At 32.7% G+C, this 26,034-nt stretch carries 28 protein-coding genes; 17 read left to right on the top strand and 11 right to left on the bottom strand.

The genetic code is table 11. The features are described from left to right. Positions 1-194 precede the first annotated feature (194 nt). From dapF to QMA06_RS15020, 5 genes are all read left to right on the top strand, one after another. Positions 195-974: a diaminopimelate epimerase gene (gene dapF / locus QMA06_RS15040; RefSeq protein ID WP_290207730.1), complete on the top strand. Its 780-nt coding sequence runs from the start codon at positions 195-197 to the stop codon at positions 972-974. Continuing rightward, positions 968-1,492, top strand: a complete 525-nt coding sequence (locus QMA06_RS15035) for a GNAT family N-acetyltransferase (RefSeq protein ID WP_290207729.1) — start codon at positions 968-970, stop codon at positions 1,490-1,492. The genes dapF and QMA06_RS15035 overlap by 7 nt, the downstream gene beginning before the upstream one ends. Positions 1,493-1,494: 2 nt before the next feature. Further along, on the top strand, positions 1,495-2,538 hold the full coding sequence (gene mltG / locus QMA06_RS15030; protein WP_290207728.1) for an endolytic transglycosylase MltG: 1,044 nt from the start codon (positions 1,495-1,497) through the stop codon (positions 2,536-2,538). A gap of 3 nt (positions 2,539-2,541) precedes the next feature. Then, complete coding sequence (locus QMA06_RS15025) at positions 2,542-3,447, top strand: DUF2279 domain-containing protein (protein WP_290207727.1); 906 nt, start codon at positions 2,542-2,544, stop codon at positions 3,445-3,447. 117 nt (positions 3,448-3,564) lie between these two features. Next, positions 3,565-4,221, top strand: coding sequence for a peptidoglycan-binding protein LysM (locus QMA06_RS15020; RefSeq protein WP_290207726.1), 657 nt, complete (start codon positions 3,565-3,567; stop codon positions 4,219-4,221). A 348-nt stretch (positions 4,222-4,569) separates the two neighbouring features. On the opposite strand, the gene QMA06_RS15015 is transcribed toward QMA06_RS15020, so the two are convergent. The 4 genes from QMA06_RS15015 to dnaA form a co-directional block, all read right to left on the bottom strand. Beyond that, positions 4,570-5,286, bottom strand: a complete 717-nt coding sequence (locus tag QMA06_RS15015; protein ID WP_290207725.1) for an SAM-dependent methyltransferase — start codon at positions 5,284-5,286, stop codon at positions 4,570-4,572. Then, positions 5,286-6,704, bottom strand: coding sequence for a PQQ-dependent sugar dehydrogenase (locus QMA06_RS15010; protein ID WP_290207724.1), 1,419 nt, complete (start codon positions 6,702-6,704; stop codon positions 5,286-5,288). Before QMA06_RS15010 ends, QMA06_RS15015 begins: the two co-directional genes overlap by 1 nt. A 71-nt stretch (positions 6,705-6,775) precedes the next feature. Then, positions 6,776-7,231 (bottom strand): low molecular weight protein-tyrosine-phosphatase, encoded by a 456-nt coding sequence (locus QMA06_RS15005; RefSeq protein WP_290207723.1) that lies wholly within the window; start codon positions 7,229-7,231, stop codon positions 6,776-6,778. A 6-nt stretch (positions 7,232-7,237) separates the two neighbouring features. Then, positions 7,238-8,665, bottom strand: a complete 1,428-nt coding sequence (gene dnaA / locus QMA06_RS15000; RefSeq protein WP_290207722.1) for a chromosomal replication initiator protein DnaA — start codon at positions 8,663-8,665, stop codon at positions 7,238-7,240. A 198-nt stretch (positions 8,666-8,863) separates the two neighbouring features. Between dnaA and QMA06_RS14995 the strand changes: the two genes are divergently transcribed. Beyond that, positions 8,864-9,271 carry an acyl-CoA thioesterase gene (locus QMA06_RS14995; RefSeq protein ID WP_290207721.1) on the top strand — a complete coding sequence of 136 codons (408 nt, stop codon included), beginning with the start codon at positions 8,864-8,866 and terminating at the stop codon, positions 9,269-9,271. Here QMA06_RS14995 and QMA06_RS14990 read toward each other — a convergent pair. The 5 genes from QMA06_RS14990 to QMA06_RS14970 form a co-directional block, all read right to left on the bottom strand. Beyond that, on the bottom strand, positions 9,266-9,871 hold the full coding sequence (locus tag QMA06_RS14990; protein WP_290207720.1) for an IMPACT family protein: 606 nt from the start codon (positions 9,869-9,871) through the stop codon (positions 9,266-9,268). The two genes, QMA06_RS14995 and QMA06_RS14990, sit on opposite strands and share 6 nt — an antisense overlap. Then, a complete protein-coding gene (locus tag QMA06_RS14985; protein WP_290207719.1) occupies positions 9,871-10,719 on the bottom strand; it encodes a DMT family transporter in 849 nt (282 codons plus the stop codon). Before QMA06_RS14985 ends, QMA06_RS14990 begins: the two co-directional genes overlap by 1 nt. Then, the gene (locus tag QMA06_RS14980; protein WP_290207718.1) at positions 10,719-11,330 is read right to left on the bottom strand and encodes an HAD family hydrolase; all 612 of its coding nucleotides are present in this window, start codon (positions 11,328-11,330) and stop codon (positions 10,719-10,721) included. The genes QMA06_RS14985 and QMA06_RS14980 overlap by 1 nt, the downstream gene beginning before the upstream one ends. Positions 11,331-11,474: 144 nt before the next feature. Further along, entirely contained in the window at positions 11,475-12,551 is a 1,077-nt protein-coding gene (gene ribD, locus QMA06_RS14975; protein WP_290207717.1) for a bifunctional diaminohydroxyphosphoribosylaminopyrimidine deaminase/5-amino-6-(5-phosphoribosylamino)uracil reductase RibD, read from the bottom strand. After that, positions 12,552-13,010 (bottom strand): LEA type 2 family protein, encoded by a 459-nt coding sequence (locus QMA06_RS14970; protein WP_290207716.1) that lies wholly within the window; start codon positions 13,008-13,010, stop codon positions 12,552-12,554. A gap of 49 nt (positions 13,011-13,059) precedes the next feature. Between QMA06_RS14970 and QMA06_RS14965 the strand changes: the two genes are divergently transcribed. From QMA06_RS14965 to QMA06_RS14950, 4 genes are all read left to right on the top strand, one after another. Further along, positions 13,060-13,551 carry a GNAT family N-acetyltransferase gene (locus tag QMA06_RS14965; RefSeq protein ID WP_290207715.1) on the top strand — a complete coding sequence of 164 codons (492 nt, stop codon included), beginning with the start codon at positions 13,060-13,062 and terminating at the stop codon, positions 13,549-13,551. A gap of 3 nt (positions 13,552-13,554) precedes the next feature. Then, entirely contained in the window at positions 13,555-14,427 is an 873-nt protein-coding gene (prmC, locus tag QMA06_RS14960; protein WP_290207714.1) for a peptide chain release factor N(5)-glutamine methyltransferase, read from the top strand. Positions 14,428-14,453: 26 nt separating this feature from the next. After that, positions 14,454-16,448 carry an NAD-dependent DNA ligase LigA gene (gene ligA / locus QMA06_RS14955; protein ID WP_290207713.1) on the top strand — a complete coding sequence of 665 codons (1,995 nt, stop codon included), beginning with the start codon at positions 14,454-14,456 and terminating at the stop codon, positions 16,446-16,448. Positions 16,449-16,547: 99 nt separating this feature from the next. Further along, positions 16,548-17,285: a hypothetical protein gene (locus tag QMA06_RS14950; protein WP_290207712.1), complete on the top strand. Its 738-nt coding sequence runs from the start codon at positions 16,548-16,550 to the stop codon at positions 17,283-17,285. 94 nt (positions 17,286-17,379) lie between these two features. Here QMA06_RS14950 and QMA06_RS14945 read toward each other — a convergent pair whose 3' ends face one another. Beyond that, positions 17,380-18,291, bottom strand: coding sequence for a bifunctional metallophosphatase/5'-nucleotidase (locus QMA06_RS14945; RefSeq protein WP_290207711.1), 912 nt, complete (start codon positions 18,289-18,291; stop codon positions 17,380-17,382). A gap of 92 nt (positions 18,292-18,383) precedes the next feature. Next, a complete protein-coding gene (locus QMA06_RS14940) occupies positions 18,384-19,142 on the bottom strand; it encodes a 5'-nucleotidase C-terminal domain-containing protein (RefSeq protein WP_290207710.1) in 759 nt (252 codons plus the stop codon). Between the two features lie 76 nt (positions 19,143-19,218). Here QMA06_RS14940 and QMA06_RS14935 point away from each other — a divergent pair, with 76 nt between their 5' ends. The 7 genes from QMA06_RS14935 to recN all read left to right on the top strand — a co-directional run bounded on the left by QMA06_RS14935 (position 19,219) and on the right by recN (position 25,954). Next, the gene (locus tag QMA06_RS14935; protein ID WP_290207709.1) at positions 19,219-19,737 is read left to right on the top strand and encodes a DUF6913 domain-containing protein; all 519 of its coding nucleotides are present in this window, start codon (positions 19,219-19,221) and stop codon (positions 19,735-19,737) included. Next, positions 19,737-20,621: a 4-hydroxy-tetrahydrodipicolinate synthase gene (gene dapA / locus QMA06_RS14930; protein ID WP_290207707.1), complete on the top strand. Its 885-nt coding sequence runs from the start codon at positions 19,737-19,739 to the stop codon at positions 20,619-20,621. Before QMA06_RS14935 ends, dapA begins: the two co-directional genes overlap by 1 nt. A gap of 270 nt (positions 20,622-20,891) precedes the next feature. After that, complete coding sequence (locus QMA06_RS14925) at positions 20,892-21,692, top strand: outer membrane protein assembly factor BamD (protein WP_290207706.1); 801 nt, start codon at positions 20,892-20,894, stop codon at positions 21,690-21,692. An 11-nt stretch (positions 21,693-21,703) separates the two neighbouring features. Continuing rightward, complete coding sequence (locus QMA06_RS14920) at positions 21,704-22,030, top strand: DNA-directed RNA polymerase subunit omega (RefSeq protein WP_290207705.1); 327 nt, start codon at positions 21,704-21,706, stop codon at positions 22,028-22,030. 7 nt (positions 22,031-22,037) lie between these two features. Next, entirely contained in the window at positions 22,038-23,249 is a 1,212-nt protein-coding gene (gene coaBC, locus QMA06_RS14915; protein WP_290207704.1) for a bifunctional phosphopantothenoylcysteine decarboxylase/phosphopantothenate--cysteine ligase CoaBC, read from the top strand. After that, complete coding sequence (gene porD, locus QMA06_RS14910; RefSeq protein WP_290207703.1) at positions 23,242-24,129, top strand: type IX secretion system protein PorD; 888 nt, start codon at positions 23,242-23,244, stop codon at positions 24,127-24,129. The genes coaBC and porD overlap by 8 nt, the downstream gene beginning before the upstream one ends. A gap of 172 nt (positions 24,130-24,301) precedes the next feature. Then, on the top strand, positions 24,302-25,954 hold the full coding sequence (recN, locus tag QMA06_RS14905; RefSeq protein WP_290207702.1) for a DNA repair protein RecN: 1,653 nt from the start codon (positions 24,302-24,304) through the stop codon (positions 25,952-25,954). The last annotated feature ends 80 nt before the right edge of the window (positions 25,955-26,034 follow it).

The raw sequence follows: 26,034 nt of genomic DNA, 5'->3' as shown, positions 1-26,034 counted from the left end.
AATTTATTGATTTCAATTTTAGATTTAACGACTTTTTAACGTCAACTTTAACTCGTGTTTAACACCTGAACTTATAGTCTAATATTCTTATATTTGCCTTAATTATAACGCCAGGAGATTAAATACACCGTCAGATCAATGACAGATGTTTTGCAAACCGCAGGTGTCAATTATATAAGAATAAAAAAGGTCACATGATTATGACATTTTACAAATATCAAGGTACGGGAAACGACTTTATAATCGTAGATAATCGTTTACAGTCTATAAACAAAAATGATACCAAACGTATTGAGCGTTTATGCCATCGACGTTTTGGCATTGGTGCGGACGGTTTTATTTTGTTAGAAAATGACGAGAACACCGATTTTAAAATGGTCTATTATAACGCAGATGGCAACGAAAGTAGTATGTGCGGTAATGGTGGACGATGTATTGTTGCTTTTGCAAAATTCTTAGGGCTAATTGAAAATGAAACTGAATTTATAGCTATTGACGGCTTGCACAAAGCAAAAATTGAAAAAGAAACGGTTCAACTTCAAATGCAAGATGTGACCGAAATTGAAACGTTCGAAAATCATCAGTTTTTAGATACGGGTTCACCACATCATGTGGAAATGGTTTCTAATATTTCTGATTTTGAAGTTAGAACGAAGGGGGCAAAAATAAGATACGGTAAGCCATATAATGCAACGGGGAGCAATGTTAATTTCGTTGAACAATTAGCCACAGATAAGTTTGAAGTTAGAACCTACGAACGTGGAGTAGAAGACGAAACCTTGTCTTGTGGCACCGGAGTGACCGCTGTAGCCCTAGCTATGCATAAAACAGCTAAGACGAAAAGCAATATTGTAAGTTTGAAAGTTCAAGGAGGTGAGCTAAAAGTAACCTTTAATAGTATTAATAACGGTTATAAAGATATTTGGTTAATTGGGCCAGCTGAATTAGTTTTTAAGGGAGAGATAGAATGGTAAACTTAATAGGAAAACATATATATTTAAGAGCTTTAGAACCTGAAGATTTAGATTTTGTACATAGCATTGAAAATGATACAAAACTTTGGCATTTAAGCGATACCCAAACCCCGTATTCTAGATTTTTAATTAAACAATATCTTCAAAATGCGCAACAAGATATTTTTGAGGCTAAACAATTGCGATTAGCCATATGTAACTCATCAGACAATACTATTGGTTTAATTGATGTGTTCGACTTTGATATTAAAAATAAACGAGCCGGTATCGGAATTTTAATTCAAAATGTGAAAAACCGAAATAAAGGTCTTGGTAAAGAAGCTTTAAATTTATTAGTGGATTATTGTTTTCAAACTCTACATTTGCATCAAGTTTATGCTAATATTTCTGAAGCAAATTCAGCAAGCTTAAAACTGTTTGAAAATAACGGTTTTATAAAAATTGGGCTAAAAAAAGACTGGAGTTTTGATGGCAAGATGTTTACCAGTGAATATCTATTGCAACGAATTAACAATTAACTATGTACATTAAAAAAATTCTTTGGGCTATTGCCCTTATTGGTTTGGTTATTTTTGGCTTTTTTGCCTATTATATATATGGAGCTATGTTTGCTTCAAATACAACGTTTAATAACGAAACGGCTTATATTTATGTGCCAACTAATGCCAATTATTCTGATGTGCGTGCGCAATTAGAACCCCTTTTAGATGATATTGATACGTTTGATGCTTTAGCGAAACAGAAACAATATACCACGAATATTAAGGCTGGTCGATTTGCGATTTCTAATGGTATGAATAATAATGATATTATCAATTCCATTAGAAGTAAGAACCTGCCTTTAAAAATAGCATTTAACAATCAACATACGTTAGCAGATTTAGCAGGAAGAATAAGCACACAAATTGAAGCTGATAGTTTAGAATTATTAACAGCAATGACCGATGAAACATTTCTATCAAAAAATGGTTTCAATAAAGCAACAGCCTTAGGTATGTATCTGCCAAATAGTTATGAATTTTTCTGGAATACCTCTGCAGAAACGTTTAGAGACAGAATGTTAACAGAGTTTAATCGGTTTTGGACAGACACCCGAACCGCCCAAGCTAAAAAAATGAATTTAACTCCAAATGAAGTCATTACATTAGCCTCAATAGTTCACGAAGAATCTAAGCAAGCGGATGAGCAACCAAGGGTGGCAGGCGTATATCTCAACAGATTACGGATTGGTATGCCTTTGCAAGCCGATCCAACTTTGAAATTTGCGGCATATCAGTTACCATTATATAAAAACACTATTATAAGACGAGTTCTAAATGTGCATAAAAGTATAGATTCTCCATATAATACCTATAAAAATAGAGGCTTGCCTCCTGGCTTAATTGCTATGCCAGATCTATCAGCTATAAAGGCTGTTCTAAATCCAGAAAGTCATAATTATTTATATTTTGCGGCAGATCCGAAGCGTATTGGTTACCATAAATTTGCTAAAACTTTAGGACAACATAATAATAATGCGAGAGCATATCACAAATATTTGTCATCTCAAGGTATAAATAGGTAAGGGGTGAAATGGGGTTTAAGCCATATTGTATTATTATTTTTGGTAAGTGGCCCATTATTTTCACAATCAAAATTTAATCTATTTTTAAAACCGAGTGATTCTTTAAACGAATCACGTAGAAATACGGTTGTTCTCACGCAAACTACTGTTGCTTCCGCTACATTATTAGGACTCAATCAGCTTTGGTATGCCGATTATTCTAGGTCAAATTTCAAGACTTTAAATGATAGCAATGAATGGTTGCAAATGGACAAAATGGGTCATGTGTTTTCATCGTACCAGTTAGGGCGTTTAGGGGCAAACACTTTAAATTGGGCTGGAGTAAGTAAAAAAGACCAAATACTTTATGGTTCTACTTTAGGGTTTGGTTTTCTTACCGCAGTTGAAGTTATGGATGGTTTTTCTGAAGAATGGGGGTTTTCTTGGACAGATATTGCCGCCAATTCAGTTGGTACCGGATTACATGTGGGTCAAGAATTACTTTGGGAAGAACAAAGAATCGTATTAAAATATTCATTTCATAGAACTCATTTCGCAGAACAACGGCCAAATAAACTCGGCAATGGTTTTTTAGAAGAATTTCTAAAGGATTATAATGGCCAAACCTATTGGTTAAGTGCAAATATCAATTCTTTTCTAAAAACAGAAGCCATTCCTAATTGGTTGAATTTAGCAATTGGTTATGGAGCTGAAGGGATGCTCACTGGAAAACCAAATGGTCCTTTATTTTTAAACCAAAATAGAACACGTCAATATTACTTAAGCTTAGATGTCGATTTAACTCGGGTTAAGACAAATTCTCACGTTCTAAAAACCATTTTTGACGTCTTTAATGTTATTAAGGTGCCATTTCCCACTTTAGAATTGAATGACAATGGACGACTAAAATGGCATGGTGTCTACTTTTAAAGTGGTTTTTACACACTTAAACGGTTGATTTTCAATAAATATAAATATGTCGTATATTTGCACGCGAATTTTGTAGAACAGTTTTTAGAACTTTTCTGCAATAAAAATTTTGCTGTTATGAGTTTAAATAGCGTTAAGAATTTTGTCATACCATTTACAATTTGTTTGCTCGGTGCATTAGCATTGTACCCGAGTCCTTCTCTTAATCCAGAGACATATTCTACAGAAGGATTAGAACTTGATTATAACATATCGGAAGAATTCGCTATGATGACTCAAGATTATACCATTGAGCAGAGCTTATTTACTCCACATCTCGGAAAATCTTTTGAAGGTTTTAAGGAGGCTTTAGCATTTAAAGAATCTCGTGGAAATTATTTTACAGTTAATACCTTAGGTTATCTAGGAAAGTATCAATTTGGAGCTGAAACCTTAAAATTAATTGGGATTTATACTCCAAACCAATTTTTATACAACCCAGAGTTACAAGAAAAGGCTTTTGTGGCCAATGCTGAGCGTAATAAATGGGTATTAAGAAAAGATATTAAACGTTTTGAAGGTAAAAAAATCGCAGGTGTAAAAATTACAGAATCGGGTATTTTAGCAGCAGCGCACTTAGCTGGTCCTGGTAATGTTAAGAAATTTTTACGCAGTTTTGGGACTAATAATCTTTCGGATGCCTATGGTTCTTCCGTAAAATATTACATGAAAAAGTTTTCGGGATATGATACGTCTACAATAACGCCAGATAAGAAGGCTCGGGTAACTCTATAATTCCAGTAGGTGTTAAGCAATTTTTACGAATCATTGATCAGTGAATATAGTTTAGTAAAAAAATCACAGTTATAAGGTGTAGTATCTAAATTCTATTATGCTTAATCTTAATGACTGTGTGGTTTAGGTATTCTAATAATTAGGTAATTGTTCGAAGTTTTTTCTCAGGTTATATTTTCTCTGAATTTTTATGGTTTAGCATAGGTTATATATGAATTCACAAATTCTCTCTGTAGAATTATGTTTAAACTTGCAATCACTAATGTCAATATACTATAAAACCGAAGATTAAAGTATTGAAACTTTAATCTTCGGTTTATCATCTTTCTTCCAAATAATAACTTATAATCAATCTTTTTGGATAATAAATATAGCGGGTCTTTTGTGGAGATCTTCTTTATTATGTGTCCAATCTTTTGCGATTTTTGTTTTAATAAATTCTGTTGGTAAGGTTAAATCGCAAGCCACACATATTCTAGTATTTGGGTGTAATGTATTAGTTAAATCGTCTAGCATTTTCATGTTTCGATAGGGAGTCTCAATAAAAATTTGTGCTTGATTGTGTTCAGAAGACAAACGTTCTAAGCTTTTTAATTTCGATTTACGCTCACTTTTGTCTATTGGTAAATAACCATTAAAAGTGAAACTTTGACCATTCATTCCAGAGCCCATTAAGGCGAGAAGAATGGAAGATGGCCCAACCAACGGCACAACTTTAATATCCATTTGATGCGCTAAACTTACAATGTCGGCACCAGGATCTGCAATTGCGGGACAACCAGCTTCAGACAAAAGGCCAATAGAAATTCCTTCAGAACAGACATTTAAAAATGTATTACGTTCGGCTTCGGTGGTGTATTTATTTAAAACCTGAAGCTTTAAAGAGGGTTGTGATTTTCCTGTTGATATTCGTTTTATGAATCGTCGCGCTGTTTTTTCATTTTCAACGATGTAATAATCTAAGTCTTCAATAATTTTTTTAATTGAAATTGGTAAAACTTCTAGTGGTGGATTATCGCCCAATCGCGTTGGAATGAGGTATAGTTTCCCTTTTGTATTATTCATTAATATTTAACCAGTTTTTGAATATAATCTGCCCCATCTTCAGTATTAATTTTTAAAATATACATACCTTTTGAAAGCTGAGATGTATTGATTTCTTGAATTGATTCTGAATTACGAGCTATTGTTTTTACTTCTTTTCCTTGTAAATTGTAAATGGCTATTTTTGATGCATCATGCATTTGATTTGTAGTACCAAAATTAATGTTTAAAATATTAGTTGTAGGAATAGGATAAGCAGAAATAGCGGTTCGTAAATTACGGTCTACACTTAATGTAGCGTCTGTTAGTCGATAAATATTACCAGAAGATATATCTGAAATAAATAGTTCTCCTTTTGGATTTTCACCAAAAGAGGTCCATTGACCTGAAAACTGCTCCAAGGTTTTATTCCAAGACATATTAACGTCATCATAGATTAAATACCCAATTTCTTGACTGCAAAAATCAGCAAAAAAATACCAACCGTTAAAGTTAGGGTTTTCAGTACCTCTATACCGATACCCTCCAGTTATTGAGCACTTAGGTTCACCATCTTCATGATTATAACCATCTATAGGATAAGTAAAAGCGCTTGGATCGGCGCATCCGTCAGTATTGAAAGCCATATTTCCTTCATAACATCTCCAGCCAAAATTAATTCCGCTAGCAGCCTCGGTAGCGGTGACCATGTTGATTTCTTCATACTCAGATTCACCTACATCTGCAATCCACAAATCACCGTTTTGGCGATCGAAAGAAAATTTCCATGGATTTCTTAATCCATAAGCAAAAACCTCTGGGCTTGCTTGAGAATCATTTGCAAACGGGTTATCAGAAGGAATACTGTAATTTTGATTAGATGTTGTTGTATCTATGTCTATACGTAAAATCTTACCTAATAAACTTGAAAGGTCCTGTGCATTATTAGACGGATCTCCGCCACCACCGCCATCGCCAGATGAAATATATAAATAACCATCAGAACCAAAGGCCATATCGCCGCCATTGTGATTAGAACCGGGTTGATCAAAGGTTAAAATTATAAATTCAGAAGTAGCATCTGCTATCATTGGGTTATCACTGTCTCTTGTGAAGCGAGAAATCACAGTATTTTCGGAGTTGTTGATGTAATTTACATAAAAATATCCATTATTAATATAATCAGGATGAAAAGCTAAACCCAATAGGCCTCTTTCATTTCCAGAATCGCTTACGCGATCTTCAATATCTAGAAATGGAGCACTTTGCACGTTGCCATCAACATTAACGGCTTGTATATAGCCTGGTCGTTCTACAACATAAAGCATATTGCCGTCTGCATGTTTCAAACTTACAGGATTGTTTAAATTAGTGGCAAAAAGTTCTAATTCTATGTTTTGAGCATCGGAAAAAGAAACAACTAAGAATATGAGGGCAAGTAAAGTTTTTAAAGTTTTCATCTTAATTTGTTTATGGATTAAGCACTAATTTACGAAAAAAAGATGATTATTTTTATGTTTTGCGCTGATCTTTATGGGTTTAGCATCTGTTTTAATGTGTGGCAAGTTTCATTAATAAGGTGGTATACATTCTCAAAATCGCTTTGATTACCATGGTACGGATCTGGCAAATTTTTATTTTTAATTGAAACATTTGGCTTTAAGAATAATTGCACTTTACTTATATCATTGTCATTTCTAGCTAAGGCAATAATATCGTTATAGTTAGATTGGTCCATTACGAATATATAATCAAAAGAATCAAAATCTGACACCTTGAATTGTCTTGCAGATTGCGTACTGATATCTAATCCATGCTTTTGGGCAATGGCAATAGAACGTTTATCAGGTGGATTACCAATATGATAGGCTCCCGTACCTGCTGAATCCACATAAAAAGAGTCTTCAGGTAGTTGAGACTGTAATACAGCCTGTGCTAAAGGTGAACGACAAATGTTCCCTAAACATACCATTAATATATTAGTCATCGTGAATTAAAGCGCTAACTTTTTAGATAAGTCTTCTACGTATTTTCTAAATTGCTTATCAGTTGAAGATAAGTTGTCTACAGTTTTACAAGCATGTAGTACAGTGGCATGGTCACGTTGCCCAATTTGAGAACCAATACTTGCCAAAGATGCTTTAGTATATTTCTTTGCAAAAAACATGGCTAACTGACGCGCTTGAACAATATGGCGTTTTCTTGTTTTGGATTGAAGTGTATTCACATCCATTTGAAAATAATCTGAAACCACTTTTTGTATATAATCGATAGAAACTTCGCGCTTTGTATTCTTAACAAATTTCTCAACGATATCTTTTGCAAGATTAATAGTAATTTCTTTTTTGTTGAAAGATGATTGCGCAATTAATGATATAATAGCACCTTCTAACTCTCTAACATTAGTTTTAATATGTTTGGCTACATAGTCAATAATATCCTCAGGCATCTCAACACCATCTCTGTATAACTTGTTTTTCAGAATAGAAACTCTTGTTTCAAAATCTGGCGTTTGCAGTTCGGCAGAAAGTCCCCATTTAAAACGCGATAATAAGCGCTGTTCAATATCTTGCATATCTACAGGGGCTTTATCACTTGTTAAAATAACTTGCTTTCCGTTTTGATGTAGGTGGTTAAATATATGAAAGAATACATCTTGAGTACCTGTTTTGCCAGATAAGAACTGTACATCATCTATAATAAGCACATCTATAATTTGATAGAAGTGAATAAAATCGTTTCTATTATTCTTTTTTACAGAATCTATATATTGTTGAGTGAATTTTTCAGCAGAAATATATAAGACTGTTTTTTCAGGATATTTATCCTTAATATCAACACCAATGGCATGTGCTAAATGTGTTTTCCCTAAACCAACACCTCCAAATATTAATAACGGATTAAAAGAGGTTCCACCAGGTTTGTTAGCTACAGCAATTCCTGCATTTCTAGCTAACCGGTTAGAATCTCCTTCTAAGAAATTTTCGAAACTATAACTTGGATTAAGTTGCGATTCAATTTTTACATTTCTAATTCCAGGAATTATGAACGGATTTCTAAGTTCAGGACTCTTGTTGTTAAAAGGAACGTCCACATCTTGCGATTTTACAGCAGATCGATTTGAACTCGGAATTTTTTCTGTAAAAGGTTGCTTGTTACCATAAGTGTTTTCCATTTTAATAACGTACACCAATTTGGCATCTTCACCTAATTCTTTTGTCAGTGAGACTTTTAAGATTTTAACATAATGCTCTTCTAGCCACTCGTAGAAAAATTTACTAGGCACTTGAATACTCAACGCATTACCAGAAAGCTTAACAGCATCTATAGGTTCAAACCAAGTTTTATAGGCTTGCGGTTGTATATTATCTTTTATAAAAGCGAGACAATTACTCCATACAGATTGCGCTGTGATCTCCATTCGTTAAGTTAAATTTTTTGTTGTTAGTTTGATTAGCAAAAAAAAAGAGAAATAGGATTCTCTTGTAGTTTTCAACAGGACAAATATGTGAACAAAATTCTTAAAAAAAAAATCTAATTTTATAGAATCTTTAGAATTTTTTCCTCATGTTTAAAACATCTGAAAATTACGAAATTAATACTAAACAATCGTATATAAATGAAATTTAACGAAACAAAAATAAGAGTTCGCTATGGCGAGACAGACCAGATGGGAGTTGTATATCACGCTAACTATGCGGTGTATTTCGAGGTCGGTAGAACCGAGTGGTTACGTGAGTTTGGGCTTAGCTATAGCGGAATGGAAGCGGATGGTATTATGCTACCTGTAATTTCGCTAGCTGTAAATTACAAAAATTCAGCACGTTATGATGATGTGCTTAAAGTGAAAACTTCGCTTAAAAAAATGCCTACAGCGACAATAGAATTTGAATACGAATTGTTTAATCAATCTGATGTTTTACTAGCAACCGGAAGCACTATTTTAGCATTTATTAACATGGAAAAAAATAGACCAACAAGATGCCCGAAATATCTTTTAGATCAACTGCGAAATTACTCGTTATAATTCTTTGATTTCAATTCCGAAAAATTGTTGAAATAATTCAAATATTTTAGAACTGTCTTTTTTTCTTACTGATATTTTTAATAAACAGTTCAGTTCTAAAATTTGATTTGTGATTTCAACATTATTGTCTTTCAATATGCGCATCACATTACTCATGTTTTTATATTCAAATTTTAATTGAAATTCCTTATTAATTGTTCGTTTAACAATTTTTGAGGCTTCCATGGCTAATTGTGCGCCCGTTCTATAGGCGTTGATTAATCCTCCAACTCCCAATTTAACTCCACCGTAATAGCGTATTACAACAATTAAAATATTAGTCACCTCAAAAGATTGAATTTGTCCATAAATGGGCATTCCAGCCGAATTGTTAGGTTCGCCATCATCATTAGCTCTGTATTGCTTATCTTCAATACCGATTTGGTAAGCATAGCACCAATGCCTTGCTGCATAATGTTCTTTTTTTAAATCTTCGAGATGCTGTTTTATTTGTTCAATGTTTGTAACAGGAAATGCAAAACCATAAAACTTACTGTTCTTATCTTTAAATAATTCTCCTTGTGCAGGTTTTGTTATGGTTTTATATATATCGTCTTCCATTATGATATCGTAACTAATAATATTGAAATGAACGCCAAAGCAATTCCGATCCAGTTCATTTTTGAAATTTTCTCGTTAAAAAAAACTAATCCGATTAAAGTAGATAAAGCTAAAACTCCGATGTGATTGATAGTAAATAAAGTTGAGCTCTCTGTATTTTCTTGTCGTAATGCTAAAAGTAAAAAATGGATGGAGCAATAATTGACTATACCTAAAATGATTCCAAAAGGAATACATTTTAGGTTAAAGCGATTTTTTGTTTTTAATCCTTTAGTGATTAATAGTATGATGCCAATAATAGCGGACATCATAAATATGGTAGCCGAAAATAAGGGAATATTATCATTCGGTGCGAAAAAATTTATCGAAGTATCTATTATTCCTGAACCTAAAAATAATAAAATTGGTAAATAGATAGATTTGGTTAATACAGCGGTTTGCTTTTGTTTCATTGCCGTTAAATACACTGCGATTAAAGCTAATAGAATACCTGCAATTTTCTGTATACCAATACTTTCTTTAAAAACCAAAATGCCAAAAACTATAGGGATTATAACACTCATTTTACTGGCGACAGAAGCTACCGATAAACCATTTTTCTGAGCCGTTAAAGCCATGACATTAAATATAGCTATAAATAAAAAACCTAGAATTATGGCTGCGATAAACCAATTGGCTTGTGCGATTTCTGAATAATTTATATTCCCTCTATAAAGCGAGTAACCAAGAAAGCAAGCAACAAAATAGTTGACAACAATTGCTTGTAGGGTATTTATGTTATATTTTTTTAACAATTTAAAAACTATAAAAATAGCGGTAGAAGATAGAATACTAATGAGTAAATACATTAAAAGAGCTCTTTTTTAGTTTCAAAAAGTGTGATCACATCTTCTATGGTTTCATCAATATTCCAAGCATAAAATCCCATGGCTTCTGCAGTATCTGTATTTTCCTTTGTGTCATCTATAAAAAGACACTCACTAGGAAGAAGATTATTTTCATTTAACAAATATTCGAAAATCGTCTTGTTAGGTTTTCTTAAATTCAATTCTTGAGAAAGGTAAAAGACATCAAAATAAGATTTAAACTCTTCAAAAAAGCTAACATTCTCTTTAATGAAAGCGATATGCATATGATTTGTATTACTCAGTAGTATGAGTTGATATTTGTTTTGTGCTGCTAAATTTTTAATGAATTCTAATCTGTGAATAGGAAAATCTTTAATAATATAATTCCAAGCCTCAATGATAGTGTTGTTTTTTAGATAAGGAAATTTTTTGCTATAAAATTCCAAAAATTCTGTTGTGGAAATTTTGCCAATTTCATACTGTTCGTTAGTAGCAATCATATCCGCTGCAAAAGTTTCAAGCTGAAAAAGGTTTAATGCATTTTGCATGGCGCCTTGTTTATCCAAATTGATAAATACATCGCCAAAATCGAAAATTAGTGTTTTAATCATATTAATTTTCCACTAAAGTGGGAATGTTTTTTTATGCTCCCGATAAAAAAACGGGAGTTATGTTGTTAAATGTCTTGTTATAAGACTTTATAATTTTTAAAAATATCTGAGAGATCATGTCAATCAGAATTAATACTGGGATAATTAAGGTCTGTAAATCTTCAATGTATCATTCAAGATTCTATATTCCGAAATTAATTTTCCATTTAAATTTGGTGCTTTTATACCTTCCTTGAATTCAGAGTTTCCCACAAACACTCTAGCTTCATCCCAAAGATTTTCATCAATAAATGTTTGCAATGTTTTTGCGCCACCTTCAATAATTATGGAATTGATGTTTTTATCATATAGAATATCACAAATTTGTTTAGCAACAGATGATTTAAAATTAAAATCGATAAATTCAATATTCAAGTTTAAACCTTTTTTCACTTGTAAAGAATTATCAAGCATCACGCTTTCGGCTTTCAACTTAGCACTCAATACAAGAGTTTCAGCATCATTGTTAAAAATTTTGTAATCTTTACTCAACTTCAGTGTGTTATCCAAAACCACTCTAATCGGGTTTTCGCCAGACCAATCCCTAACCGTTAAAGTCGGATTATCTTCAATAACCGTATTGGTTCCCACTAAAATAGCTTGTTCTTCGGTGCGCCATTTATGTACAAGTTGTCTGGAATATGGGTTGGTTATCCATACTGGTTTTTGTTCGTCTTTTTTTAGAGGAGCAATAAAACCATTTGCAGTTTCTGCCCATTTTAATATAATATAAGGTCGCTTTTCATTATGAAATGTAAAAAAGCGTTGGTGATGTTTTCTACACTCAGCTTCTAAAATTCCAACCGTAACCTTACAGCCTGAATCTTTGAGTTTTGCAATTCCTTTTCCTGCCACTTCAGGGTTATCGTCCACACATCCTATAACTACATTTGGGATGTTATGAAATACAATTAAGTCACTACAAGGTGGTGTTTTTCCATAATGACTGCAAGGTTCTAGCGTAACGTAAAGTGTACTTTTTGCTAAAAGAGTTTTATCTTTTACAGCATTTATGGCGTTGACCTCTGCATGATTGTCACCATATTCGCTAGTAAAACCCTCACCGATAATTGAGTTGTTATAAACAATTACAGCACCAACCATAGGATTTGGTCTTGTACTACCCAATCCGTTTTTGGCAATTTGCAAACAGCGACTTATATAAGTTTCGTGTGTAGTCAATTACAATTTTATTTTTACATCTTGGATTTCATCAACCGTGTAGGTTGAAGAATACCCCATAATTTTATATTTTATTTCGCCTTTGTAATGCACTTCTAGACGTTGCGAAAATAAACTACCTAATAGATTTCCAATACTTTTATCATTTATTATACTATCGGTAGCTACTTTAACGGTTAATGGAATGGTGAAATATTCTCGTTTAGGAACCTCAAATTCATCTGAAATTACAGAGGCAATTTCCATATTATTTATGTAAACTTTTAAATCGTCTGTTTTTAAGGTGCCGCCAACATCATTTTTATTCAGAAAAAAGGCATTTACTGTGAGCGTGATAGTTTTGGAGTTAGAATCCACAATTTCAATATTATCGAGTTTAACAAATTCTGGTTTTTCAGTTACAGAACAGTTGAAAAGTAGTGTAAAAAACAGAGAAAACATTAAGAGTCTTTTAAACATAAAATTGTTTTTATATGTATTTTTGATGTTGTTTAAAAATGATAAATAAGTGCGTAAAGATACTATTGTTATTCGAGAAATTGAAGCTAAGGATAATCCTAAAATTACAAATGCGATTCGGACTGTATTGATAGAAATGGGTGTCCCAAAAGTAGGTACGGCCTATGAAGACTCAGCATTAGACTGCATGTTAGAAACGTATAGCGCACCAAAGAAAACTTATTTTGTAGTTGAAAGTGGAAATGAAATTATTGGAGGAGCAGGGATTTCGCCATTAGATAATTATGAAGGTAATGTGTGCGAATTACAAAAAATGTATTTTATGCCAGAAGCTAGAGGTAAAGGCTTGGGGACTGAAATGATGAATAAATGTCTCAACTTCGCTAGAGCGGCAGGTTTTGACCAATGCTATTTAGAGACATTGCCATATATGAATGATGCTAGAAAATTATATAAAAGAGTTGGTTTTGAAAGTATAGATGAGCCTATGGGAGACACTGGTCATTACTCATGTACGGTTTGGATGCTTAAAGATTTGTAATTTATGGTATTAAAAGAACTTCAGAACATCTTTCATATAGAATTGGATGCTATTTATGGTCAACATGAAGTAAATAGTTTTTTCTATCTCTGCACAGAGCATTACTTAAATATACCTAGAATTCAATTAACGCTAGAGCCGGAATTAGCCATTACAAAACCTGAAACTGAAATCTTTTTTAAGGTATTAGAACACTTAAAACAACATAAACCGATTCAGTATGTATTAGGAGAAACTGAATTTTTTGGATTACCTTTTAAAGTGAATGAAGATGTGTTGATTCCACGACCTGAAACTGAAGAGTTAGTGGATTTAATAATCCGATGTCATTCAGAGCGAAGTGATGATTCTAATCTTAAAATTTTAGACATTGGCACCGGTTCTGGATGCATAGCCATTTCGCTTGCTAAAAACTTACCTAATGCTGAAATTTATGCTTTAGATGTTAGTAAAGATGCTTTGAGTGTTGCGAAGCATAATGCAGAAATTAATAAAGTTAAAATTAATTTCATCGAAACAGATATTTTAGATAAAAACTCTTTTTTAGCATTTGATGCGGCAACTCATTTTGATATCATTGTTTCAAATCCACCTTATGTTCGTCATCTTGAAAAACAAGAAATACAACCCAACGTTTTAGACAACGAACCCCATTTGGCGTTATTTGTAGAAGATGATAATCCATTATTATTTTATAAAGCCATTACCAATTTTGCCATTAAAAATTTGAAACCCAACGGTCAGTTGTATTTTGAAATTAATCAATATCTTGGAGAAGAAACAAAACAATTGTTGGTTGGTACTAATTTTAAAGCTGTTGAGTTATTGAAAGATTTGAATGGGAATGACAGGATGTTGAAAGGAACTAAAATTTAAAAAGAATTGTTTACATATTTAAATACATGAACACAAAACAACAAATAGAATTACTAAGAGCAGAATTACGTCAGCACAACTACAATTACTACATTTTAGATGAGACCACAATTAGTGATTACGATTTTGATATAAAATTAAAAGAACTTCAAGCTTTAGAAGAAAAGCATCCTGAGTTCTTTGATGCTAATTCGCCAACGCAACGTGTAGGTGGCGCAGTGACGAAGAATTTTAAAACAACAGTTCACGACTCGCGTATGTATTCTTTAGATAATTCCTATTCTAAAGAAGATTTGTTGGACTGGGAAACACGCATTAAAAAAATGGTCGATGGCGATATTAATTACATGTGTGAGTTAAAATACGACGGCGCTTCCATGAGTTTAACTTATGAAAACGGTAAATTATTAAGAGCAGTCACACGAGGAGATGGGGTGCAAGGCGATGAAGTAACTGCAAATATTAAAACGATAAATACAGTGCCCTTACAGTTAAAAGGCGATTTCCCTGAACGTTTTGATATTAGAGGAGAAATTGTTTTGCCTATAGAAGGGTTTTTAAAAATGAATGCCGAACGCATTGAAAACGAAGAAGAACCCTATAAGAATCCTAGAAATACAGCATCAGGAAGTTTAAAGTTGCAAGATAGTTCAGAAGTTGCAAAACGACCATTAGAGTGTTTATTATATAGTATAGTTGGGAACAATCTAAATATTTCTTCGCAATTTGAAGGTTTAGAAAAAGCCAGAGATTGGGGATTTAAAGTACCAAAAGAAGCGAAATTAGTGAAATCCATTGATGAGGTTTTAGAATACATTAATCATTGGGATATTAATAGGCACAATTTACCATACGAAATCGATGGAGTAGTGGTAAAAGTTAATAATTTGTACCAACAAGATGAGCTGGGTTTTACAGCAAAAGCACCACGTTGGGCTATGGCTTATAAGTTTAAAGCTGAACAGGTTTCTACTAGACTGAACGAAATTACATATCAAGTAGGGAGAACGGGAGCTATAACACCAGTAGCCAACTTAGCACCTGTGCAGTTGGCTGGTACTACGGTAAAACGAGCATCACTTCATAATGCCGACCAAATTGAAAAATTAGACATTAGAGAGGGTGATGAGGTGTTTGTGGAAAAAGGCGGTGAAATTATTCCAAAAATTGTTGCAATAGATTTAACCAAACGACCAGTAGATTCTGTGCCAACGGTTTACATTTCACAATGTCCAGAATGTGACACTGAACTTAAACGACTAGAAGGTGAGGCCAAACATTACTGTCCTAATTACAATGGTTGCCCACCACAAGTGGTTGGTAGAATTCAACATTATATATCTAGAAAGGCCATGGATATTGATGGTTTGGGTGGAGAAACTGTGGCTTTATTAGTTAAGGAAGGTTTAATTAATAATTATTCTGATTTATATCAATTAACCGTTGCACAGGTTATTCCTTTAGAGCGAATGGCAACAAAAAGTGCTGAAAACTTAATTAATGGAATTGAAGCTTCTAAACAAATACCATTTGAACGCGTACTGTTTGCGTTAGGTATTCGTTATGTAGGTGAAACGGTTGCCAAGAAACTGGCCAAGCATTATAAATCAATTGATGCGTTGATGCATGCAACTATATTAGATTTAGTTACGGTTGATGAAATAGGGGAACGTATTGCTCAAAGTGTCGTTGAGTTCTTTTCCTCGAAAGAAAACCAAAAAATTATAGAACGTTTAAAATCTTTTGGAGTACAATTGGAAATATCTGCTGAGAAACGCGCTAACCAAACCGATAAACTCAAAGGATTAATTTATGTTGTGTCTGGCGTATTTGAATCTATTTCACGAAACGACTTAAAAAAACTTATTGAAGATAATGGGGGGAAAGTATCATCATCCATATCATCTAAAACATCATATGTTATTGCGGGAGATAAAATGGGACCAAGTAAACGAACAAAAGCAGAAAGCTTAGGAATTCCAATATTAACGGAACAAAGTTTTTTAAAGGAAATATCGTAGTTTCCTACATTTTGAAGCTTTATATCGATAAAAAGTACTTTTTTGTCGTTTAAATAAAATATTTTATTATATTTGTTAAGTTAATAAAGGGATTAATTAATGATAATAAGTAAGATTTTAAAGGTAGTATTGCTACTTTTAGGCGGTGTTTTTGTGGCACTTCAAACTCAAGGTTATGGGTTAGAAGGTGCGGCATTAATGACGGTTTTATTATTTTTATGTACAGTCCTTTATATTAAGAATACCGACAAAAAATCGAATTTATTCTTGGGGTTCTTAATAACTTATACGTTAGCACAATTTTTTACTTTTTTGATATTTTATTTTTATGATGAACCTTTGGGGCAATTTGACTATTATTATTTAATAGCAAATTTTCTTTATATCTCGGCTTACACCATTCTAATTATTAGAATATTGGCAAAGATAAATCTAAAAAAAGTAATTTCCTCGTTTATCATTCCTGTCATAATCTTAATAGTGTTAGATGTATTTTGTGTTTATATGGTTTCATCTACCGCCAATTATCCGTTTAACTCACACGAATTTGTTATAGAAACGTTGTATAATGTTGTGCTAATGACATTGCTTTCAATTGCAATGCTCAATTATATGTACAGAAATGACAAGAAATCAATATTATTTTTGTTAGCATCAATTTTTGTGGTTTTTTCTGAGATTATTCAGATTGCTTATTATTACATTCTCGACGTTAACCAATTAGGATTTACCTACTCGTTGTTCTTAGTAGCGGCTTTATTCTTTTTCTACATACAATCCCAACTAAAATTTTCGGGTCCTGTATCTGTATATACCGACGACGTTACTGAAGTTTGAATTCTAACGTAAACAAACGACATAATTTTTTTTTTATAATGCTTAGTAAATTCTATTAAAAGTAGATCAACATAACTGCGTCTCATTTATAAATTTAGACTACAATGGTAGCTCCATCAGCTTTTACATTTTTTCCAGCATTAAAGTAAAAATCAACTTTACCAAGATACAAACCATAAGCACCCACTTGATTTACTAGTACATTATTGCCAACACTATTTTTTTCTATAGTTGGCTTTGACAAAAAGGTATGGGTATGACCACCAATTATAAGATCGATATCTTTTGTGGCTTGTGCCAATTTAATATCACTTACTTTATCTGAATTTCTATATTCATAACCAATATGGGATAAACATATCACCAGGTCACAGTTTTGTTCCTCTTTTAAAATACGTGACATATCTTGTGCTTTTTCGATGGGGTCATGATAAACAGTTTCTTTATACATGTTTTTATCCACTAAGCCTTCAAGCTTAATACCTAAGCCAAAGATTCCAATTTTAATGCCATCCTTTATGATAATTTTATAAGGTTTCACATGCGTATCCATAACGGTATTACTAAAATCGTAATTCGCAGACACAAATTCGAAATCAGCATGCGGAATTTGGGCATACAGACCATCAATGCCATTATCAAAATCGTGATTTCCAATCGTAGCCAAATCATATTTAAGCATGCTCATCAGCTTAAACTCCAGTTCACCTCCATAATAATTAAAGTAAGGTGTGCCTTGAAAAATATCACCGGCATCTAATAATAAGGTATTTGGGTTTTCTTTTCTAATCGCATTCACCAAAGTTGCGCGTCTGGCTACTCCTCCTTTATTGGCGTTCCTCCCATCGTCTGGGCCAAAAGGATCAATATGGCTATGAACATCATTAGTATGTAAAATGGTTATTTTTTTTGTTTTGGCAGGAGTAAAAGCTTGCAGGTTCATGCCGCTAACGCCAGCTAAAACGGTTGCAGCAGTAGATTTTTGTATAAACTGTCTTCTTTTCATGTGTTTATATTTATTGATTTTTCAATGGTCGCACGGAACATTTAATCATTTTTTTACTATCAAAAATTAGTAAAAGATAATTTCGGTTAGGCTTAGTCTTTTAATTGTATAAAACGTTTGTCGCGTTTAGGTTTTAACGTATCTGTTTTTTTGAAATTATCAATTAACACATCGCGTATTTTATAATTTAAAACATATAGACCTTCATTTGGATGAAAAAAATCCATGCCATCACCACCATTGTATAGGTAATCATTCGTAGCTACATAATAGATTTTAGAATCATCTATAGGCAAACCATGAATTGTCGCAGAATTGACATCACCATTTTTGTTTAATTCCAATTGTAAATGACGCGACACAGGATGCGCGCGTTTTGACTTGGAGAGATAGGTCATCATGTCATTTATTTGAGCACCTTTTAAGCCAACTACAACTGTAGAGTTTTCGAAAGGCATAACCTGATACGCTGTTCTAATGGAAACATTTCCTTGCGAAATAATTGACCTAATGCCACCATGGTTAAATAATACTAAATCAATATTTTTTCCTGTACGTTTGTTGAAAATTGGATTTCCTTCATCAAAAATTGCGTCTGCCAGGAGATTTCCTAGCGCTGTATTGTATGCTCCATCCGATTTAGAATAGGTCTCTGTAGCATAAGAAATGATGCTATCCATGTTTTTATTTAAATGTTCTCTATAGGGTTTTATAAAGCGCTCAATAGATGCGTTAGCTTCTAAAGTATTATCAATATCAATGCGCTTTCCTTCAATTTTTGAAAGCTTTGGCGATGCGCAAGAAAAAATGAGCAGAAAAAAACAGAGGTTAAAAATTTGTTTAATAGTCATTGAATAACTTATAAGGAGTTTATATTAAAATGTGAGTGCTTTTATTAAATTTGCACAAAGCAAAGGCTAAAGGTAAATGATTTTAAAAGCATTTAAAGAAAAATCAAATCGAAAATATGTCAACAATTTATTGGCAGATCGTCAAACGGCCATAAATAATAATAAAATAAATACGATCGCCGTGTTGCTTAATGCTAGTGAATTTCATGAATTTGAAGTGTTTAGAGTGTATTTTAAAGCCTTAAATTTAAATTCTCCTAAGCATAAAATAGTGGCTTTTACTATGGACGATAAATTAGAGCATAATAAATGGAATGCACATTTTAGTCCAAAAGATTTTGGATGGAAGGGTAAAATTAAAAATCTCGATTTAGAAACATTCATCAACGAGCCTTTTGATATGTTAGTGTGCTATTTTAAAAATCCAGGTTTGCAGCTAGACTTAATCACAGCAGCATCGCAAGCCAATTTTAAGGTGGGAATATCTCCAGAGCTTAAGCGCTTTTACGATTTAATCATTGATGTAGATTTAAAGGATATCAATATTTTTAAACAGGAATTAAAAAAATATTTAACTATACTAAAGAAATTATAATGACCAATTTTATAGGAACAGGAGTTGCACTAATTACACCTTTCAAATCAGATTTAAGTATCGATTTTGATGCTTTGGAGCGTTTAGTGGAATTTAATATAGCAAACGGAACGGATTACTTAGTAGTAAGCGGTACTACAGGTGAGAGTGTTACTGTTACTCCCGAGGAAAAAAAAGAATTAATTACGTTTGTATCTAAAGTCAATAATAAAAGGTTGCCATTGGTTTTAGGTATAGGAGGAAACAATACGGCGCAAGTTATCAATGAAATAGAAACAACCGATTTCGCTACTGTTGATGGTATTTTGTCCGTGTCACCATACTATAGTAAACCGACGCAAGAAGGAATTTACCGGCATTTTAAAGCTGTTTCAGAAGTTTCACCAAAACCAATTATATTATATAATGTGCCTGGGAGAACATCATCAAATATGTCACCAGAAACCACGTTACGGTTAGCAAATGATTTTGATAATATCGTAGCAGTAAAAGAAGCTGGTAATAACGTACATCAATATTTAGAGTTATTAAGAACAAAACCCAAAAAATTCCTAGTCTTATCTGGTGATGATGATCTCGCCATAGGAGTAACATTAGCAGGTGGTTCTGGGGTTATTTCAGTTATAGGTCAGGCATTACCGAAAGAGTTTTCGGAAATGATTAGATGTGGAATCGCGGGTAAAGCAAAGGAAGCCTATGATATTCATTTTAAGCTAATGCCAATAACAGGAATGATTTTTTCAGAAAATAATCCTTCAGGTATAAAAGCTGTTTTAGAGGGGTTAAATATTTCAAAATCACACGTGCGATTACCATTGGTTGAAGCCACGGATCAATTGAAAGAAAAGATTAAGACAGAATTGAAAACTCTAGGAAAAAGTTAAACTTTACATAAATAGATTTTTAGCCTAATTACATCATTTAAATTAGCACAAACTTACTCTTGATTTTTTGTTTACAACCGCAAATGATAAAAAATGTGCTCAGATGAGACTATTATTGAAAGGCATAGTTTTACTGCCCATAATGAAATAGACGTAATTTGAGTAATTTTCAATCATATTTTTGGGGACAGAAAAAGTCAAGATGAGTCCAAAAATTATTGTTTTTAAAATCCGTTAATAATGCTTACTTTTGCATTCTGTTTAAAATTTATGAAAAAAGGACTTTACATACTACTGATCAGTATGCTATTAATTTCATGTAGCAAATTTCAGAAAACTTTAAAATCTGAAGATACGGCTGCAAAGTTTGAAATGGCTACGGAATTATATGATGCCGGAAAGTATAAAAAATCTTTTAGGCTTGCAGATCAAATTCTTCAACAATATAGAGGGAAGCCACAAGCTGAAAAATTAACGTACATTCATGCTATGTGTTCTTACCATTTGGGAGATTATTACATTGCGAGTTATCATTTAGATAAATTTACAGATATCTATCCTAAAAGTAATAAAGCAGAAGAAGCGGCTTTCTTAGCTGCTAAAGGCTATTATTTTAATTCTCCTGTGTATTCTAAGGAACAAAAGGAAACGGTTGAAGCTATTGAAAAATTGCAACTATTTATTAATGCTTATCCTAATTCAGAATATTTAGAAGAGGCAAATAAATTAGTAAAAGAATTAGATTATAAGTTAGAGAAGAAGGCATTCGAAATTGCCAAACAATATAATTTAATTAGAGACTATCAAGCGTCTATTAAATCGTTTAATAATTTTTTACTCGAATTTCCTGGTTCAACCCTAAGAGGTGATGCGTTTTATTACCGATTTGTTGCTTCATATAATTTGGCAGTTTATAGTGTTGAGTATCTGAAAGAAGTGCGTATTAAGGAAGCAAACGACTATTATCAATCTCTGAAAAAATCTTATCCAAATTCAGAATATTTGGAAGATGCTACTATAAAGAAAGAATTTTTACAACAAGAATTAAATACATTTAACACAAAAAGTTAAACATTATAACGATGGATTTAAAAAAGACAGATGCACCAATAAGTACAGTAACTTATAATAGAAATGCAATCGACGCTCCTACTGACAATATCTACGAAGCTATATCCGTAATTTCTAGACGTGCTGAGCAAATTAATACAGACATTAGACGTGAGTTAATTGATAAGCTTGAAGAATTTGCAACTTATAACGATAGTCTTGAAGAAATTTTTGAAAACAAAGAGCAAATTGAAGTATCTAAGTTTTACGAAAAGTTACCAAAGCCACACTCTTTAGCCGTTAAAGAATGGTTAGACGATAAGATTTATCACAGAAACACTGATGATCCTCAGCCATAATCCTTAGATGTCTATTCTAAAGGATAAAAATATTTTATTGGGCATTACCGCTGGTATTGCTGCATATAAATCTGCTCACTTAGTACGATTATTTATTAAAGCAGGCGCTAACGTTAAAATAGTTATGACGCCTGCTTCCAAAGATTTTATCACTCCGCTTACGCTTTCTACGTTATCTAAAAATCCCGTCTATGCTTCTTTTGTAGATGAAGAAGATAATAATGACGTTTGGAATAACCACGTTGATTTAGGTCTCTGGGCCGACTATTTCGTTATAGCGCCCGCTACAGCTAATACAATGGCAAAAATGGCCAATGGTGTTTGTGATAATATTTTATTAGCTACCTATCTTTCTGCTAAATGTCCTGTTTATTTTGCTCCCGCAATGGATTTAGATATGTATAAACATCAATCCACTAAAGCGTCTTTTGAAAAATTAAAAGCTTTTGGAAACAAATTAATTCCTGCTGGAACTGGTGAGCTTGCTAGTGGCTTAGTAGGTGAAGGACGTATGGCCGAGCCAGAAGACATTATTAGTTATATTGAAATTGATATTTTAGATCAATTGCCATTAAGAGGACAACATGTATTGATCACGGCCGGTCCGACGTATGAAGCTATTGACCCTGTTCGATTTATAGGGAATCATTCTAGCGGAAAAATGGGATTCGAAATAGCCAAAGCTGCTGCAAATTTAGGAGCTGAGGTTATATTGGTTTCTGGGCCTACACATCAAAACATATCACACTCTCTTGTTTCTGTTAAATCGGTGGTGAGTGCAGAAGACATGTACAATGAGGTTCATAAGCATTTTAAATCTGCCAATATTGCCATTCTTTCTGCAGCTGTTTCAGATTACCGGCCTAAGAATGTGGCAGATCGTAAAATAAAAAAACAAGACCCAACGTTTACTTTGGAGTTAGAAAAGACAAAAGATATTTTAAAATCACTTGGCGAGATTAAAACCAATCAGTTTTTAGTAGGGTTTGCATTAGAAACAAATAATGAATTAGAGCACGCCAAGGGAAAACTAAAATCTAAAAATTTAGACCTTATTGTATTAAATTCGTTACAAGACCAAGGAGCTGGTTTTGGCGTATCAACAAATAAAGTTACTTTTATAACGTCTACTAACGCTATTATTGAAAATGAATTAAAGTCTAAAGCCCACGTTGCAGATGATTTAATGCAGCTTATACTAAAACAAACTCATGCGTAACCTATTTCTATTATTTGCTTTTTTATGTACAACAGTGGGGTTTTCTCAGGAGTTGAATTGTACTGTAAACGTTATTGCACAACAAACAGGAAACGAGAACAATGTCGTTTTTAAAACCTTAGAAAAACAACTGACAGAGTTCATAAATAATACAAAATGGACGAATAAAAATTTTGGTGCACAAGAACGTATTAATTGTAGTATGGTGATTAATGTGATGGATTATAATAACGATTCATTTTCGGCATCGCTTCAAGTATCGTCCTCGCGACCAGTTTTTAATTCCACATACAGTTCACCAGTTTATAATTTTAATGATAAGAGCTTTAATTTTCAGTATTTAGAATTTCAAAACTTGATTTTTAATGATAGCCAGTTTGAGTCCAATTTAATCTCGGTGTTATCGTTTCATGTATACATGATCTTGGGTATGGATGCCGATACTTTTGAACTTAATGGAGGTGACGATTATTTTGAACAAGCACAAACTATTGCGAGTTACTCCCAACAACTTAACGGACAGGGGTGGAAACTAGAAGATGGTTTGCAATCACGTTTTGCACTAATTGATAATTTAATGTCGCCATCTTATAAGGATATGAGAACCACCATGTATAAATATCATATGGAAGGTATGGATGCAATGAATGGAAGCGCTAAAGAAGGAAAGACTAAGATAATTGATGTATTAGATGATTTATTAAAGGTGCATCGTGTCCGTCCTAATTCGTATTTAATGCGTGTTTTTTTCGATGCTAAAGCAGATGAAATTATGGACGTCTTATCTGGCGGTCCTAGTGTTAATATTACAAATGCAACCGATATTTTAAACAAAATTGCACCCATGCATTCTCAGAAGTGGAGGACCATTAAGTATTAGTATTATTGAAGTCTATTCTTAATTCTAAAATTTTTGCCAGCAATTTTCGCAAACAAACCGATGCGTCTACTTTTTTAATCTCTAATTAAATGCAATAGTTATATTTTTTCTTCTTCGTTTTCAATTTTAAAGCCTTAATCACTTAATTTTGTATAACAAATAACAAAAAAACTTGCTCACATCACTCTACATAAAAAATTACGCACTCATCGACGAGTTGAACGTTACCTTTAATAATGGATTAACGATAATAACGGGTGAAACTGGCGCAGGTAAGTCGATCTTATTAGGTGGTCTATCATTAGTTTTAGGAAAACGCGCCGATCTAAGCCAGGTAAAAAACACAGACGAAAAATGTATTATTGAAGCGATATTCGATATTGCAAATTATGATTTAAAAACCTTATTCAAAACTTTAGACTTAGATTATGATGTGCAAACAATTATACGACGTGAAATTTTAACTTCAGGAAAATCGAGAGCTTTTATCAATGATACTCCGGTAACTTTAGAAAGTTTAGTAGCTTTAAGTAGCTATCTTATCGATATTCATTCACAACATCAAACACAACAGTTAACGCAAGATGATTATCAGTTTAAAGTGATAGATGCCTTAGCTGAAAACGCGTTAAATTTAGAAGATTTTTCAAAAAGTTTACTGTCTTATAAAAAGTTGCAAAAGGCATTAGAAGCGTTAAAACATTCTAAAGCCGAATTAATAAAAGAATACGACTATAATCTATTCTTATCTAATGAGCTTAACGAGATTCCGTTAGAAAAAATAAATCTTGAAGATTTAGAAATTCAATACGAAGAACTTAATAATGTAGAAATTATAACCGAAAAGTTAAGTAGTACTAGAGCCTTATTAAGTGCTGAAGACTTAGGTGTTATCGATCAGTTAACTGCTATTAAACAAGAATTATCTAAAATAGCCGGATTTGGTAAGTCTTACGAGGCTTTAAAAGAACGCATTGATAGTGTTGGTATTGAACTTAATGACATTTTAATAGAGCTCGATGATTTTGAAGATAACCTTACATCAGACCCACAAGAATTAGAAAAGATTAATAGTAAACTTCAAATTGTAAATAATTTATTTCAGAAGCACTCAGTTTCGACAATTGCAGATTTAATAGAAATTAAAAATGATTTGAAATCTAAAATTGATAATACAGAAAGTTTAGATAACACTATACTAAATAAAGAACAAGATATTTTAAAACTAAAAGCGCAACTGAATGATAAGGCTTTAAAAATTCATAATGAAAGAAAAAAGATTATTCCTGTTTTTGTTTCAAAATTAGAGGCGATGCTTTCAGATTTGGGAATGCCCAATGCTAAGTTTAAAGTTCAGTTAGAACCAACTGAGCAATTTGCTAAAAACGGAAAAGATAATTTACAGTTTTTATTTATGGCAAATAAAGGTTCGAGTTATAACGCACTTAAAAAATCAGCTTCTGGTGGAGAGTTATCTCGGATTATGCTGGCTATAAAATCCATTTTAGCTGAGTATATTCAATTGCCATCAATTATGTTCGATGAAATTGATACGGGTGTGTCAGGTGAAATTTCAAACAAAATGGGTGAAATTATGAAACAAATGAGCGTTACAATGCAGGTATTTACGATAACGCATTTACCTCAAATAGCAGCTAAAGGTAACACACACTTTAAAGTTTTTAAGACAGATATTAAAGATCTCACACATACGCAACTGAAAAAATTAAATGAGGATGAACGCATTGTAGAGATTGCTCAGATGCTAGGAGGGTTGGATATTTCGGATTCAGCTATGGCACATGCAAAGCAACTTTTAAACTAAAAAATCAAAATTTTAGTTAATTATCGCAGTCGCAGTTTTCCGTTAGCTAAAATATGGATCGGAGGATAATTCAATTGTTA

Origin of the sequence: Winogradskyella bathintestinalis, assembly GCF_030407435.1 — a bacterium.
GTDB lineage: Bacteria > Bacteroidota > Bacteroidia > Flavobacteriales > Flavobacteriaceae > Winogradskyella > Winogradskyella bathintestinalis.
This window is presented reverse-complemented; position numbering and strand designations above follow the sequence as displayed.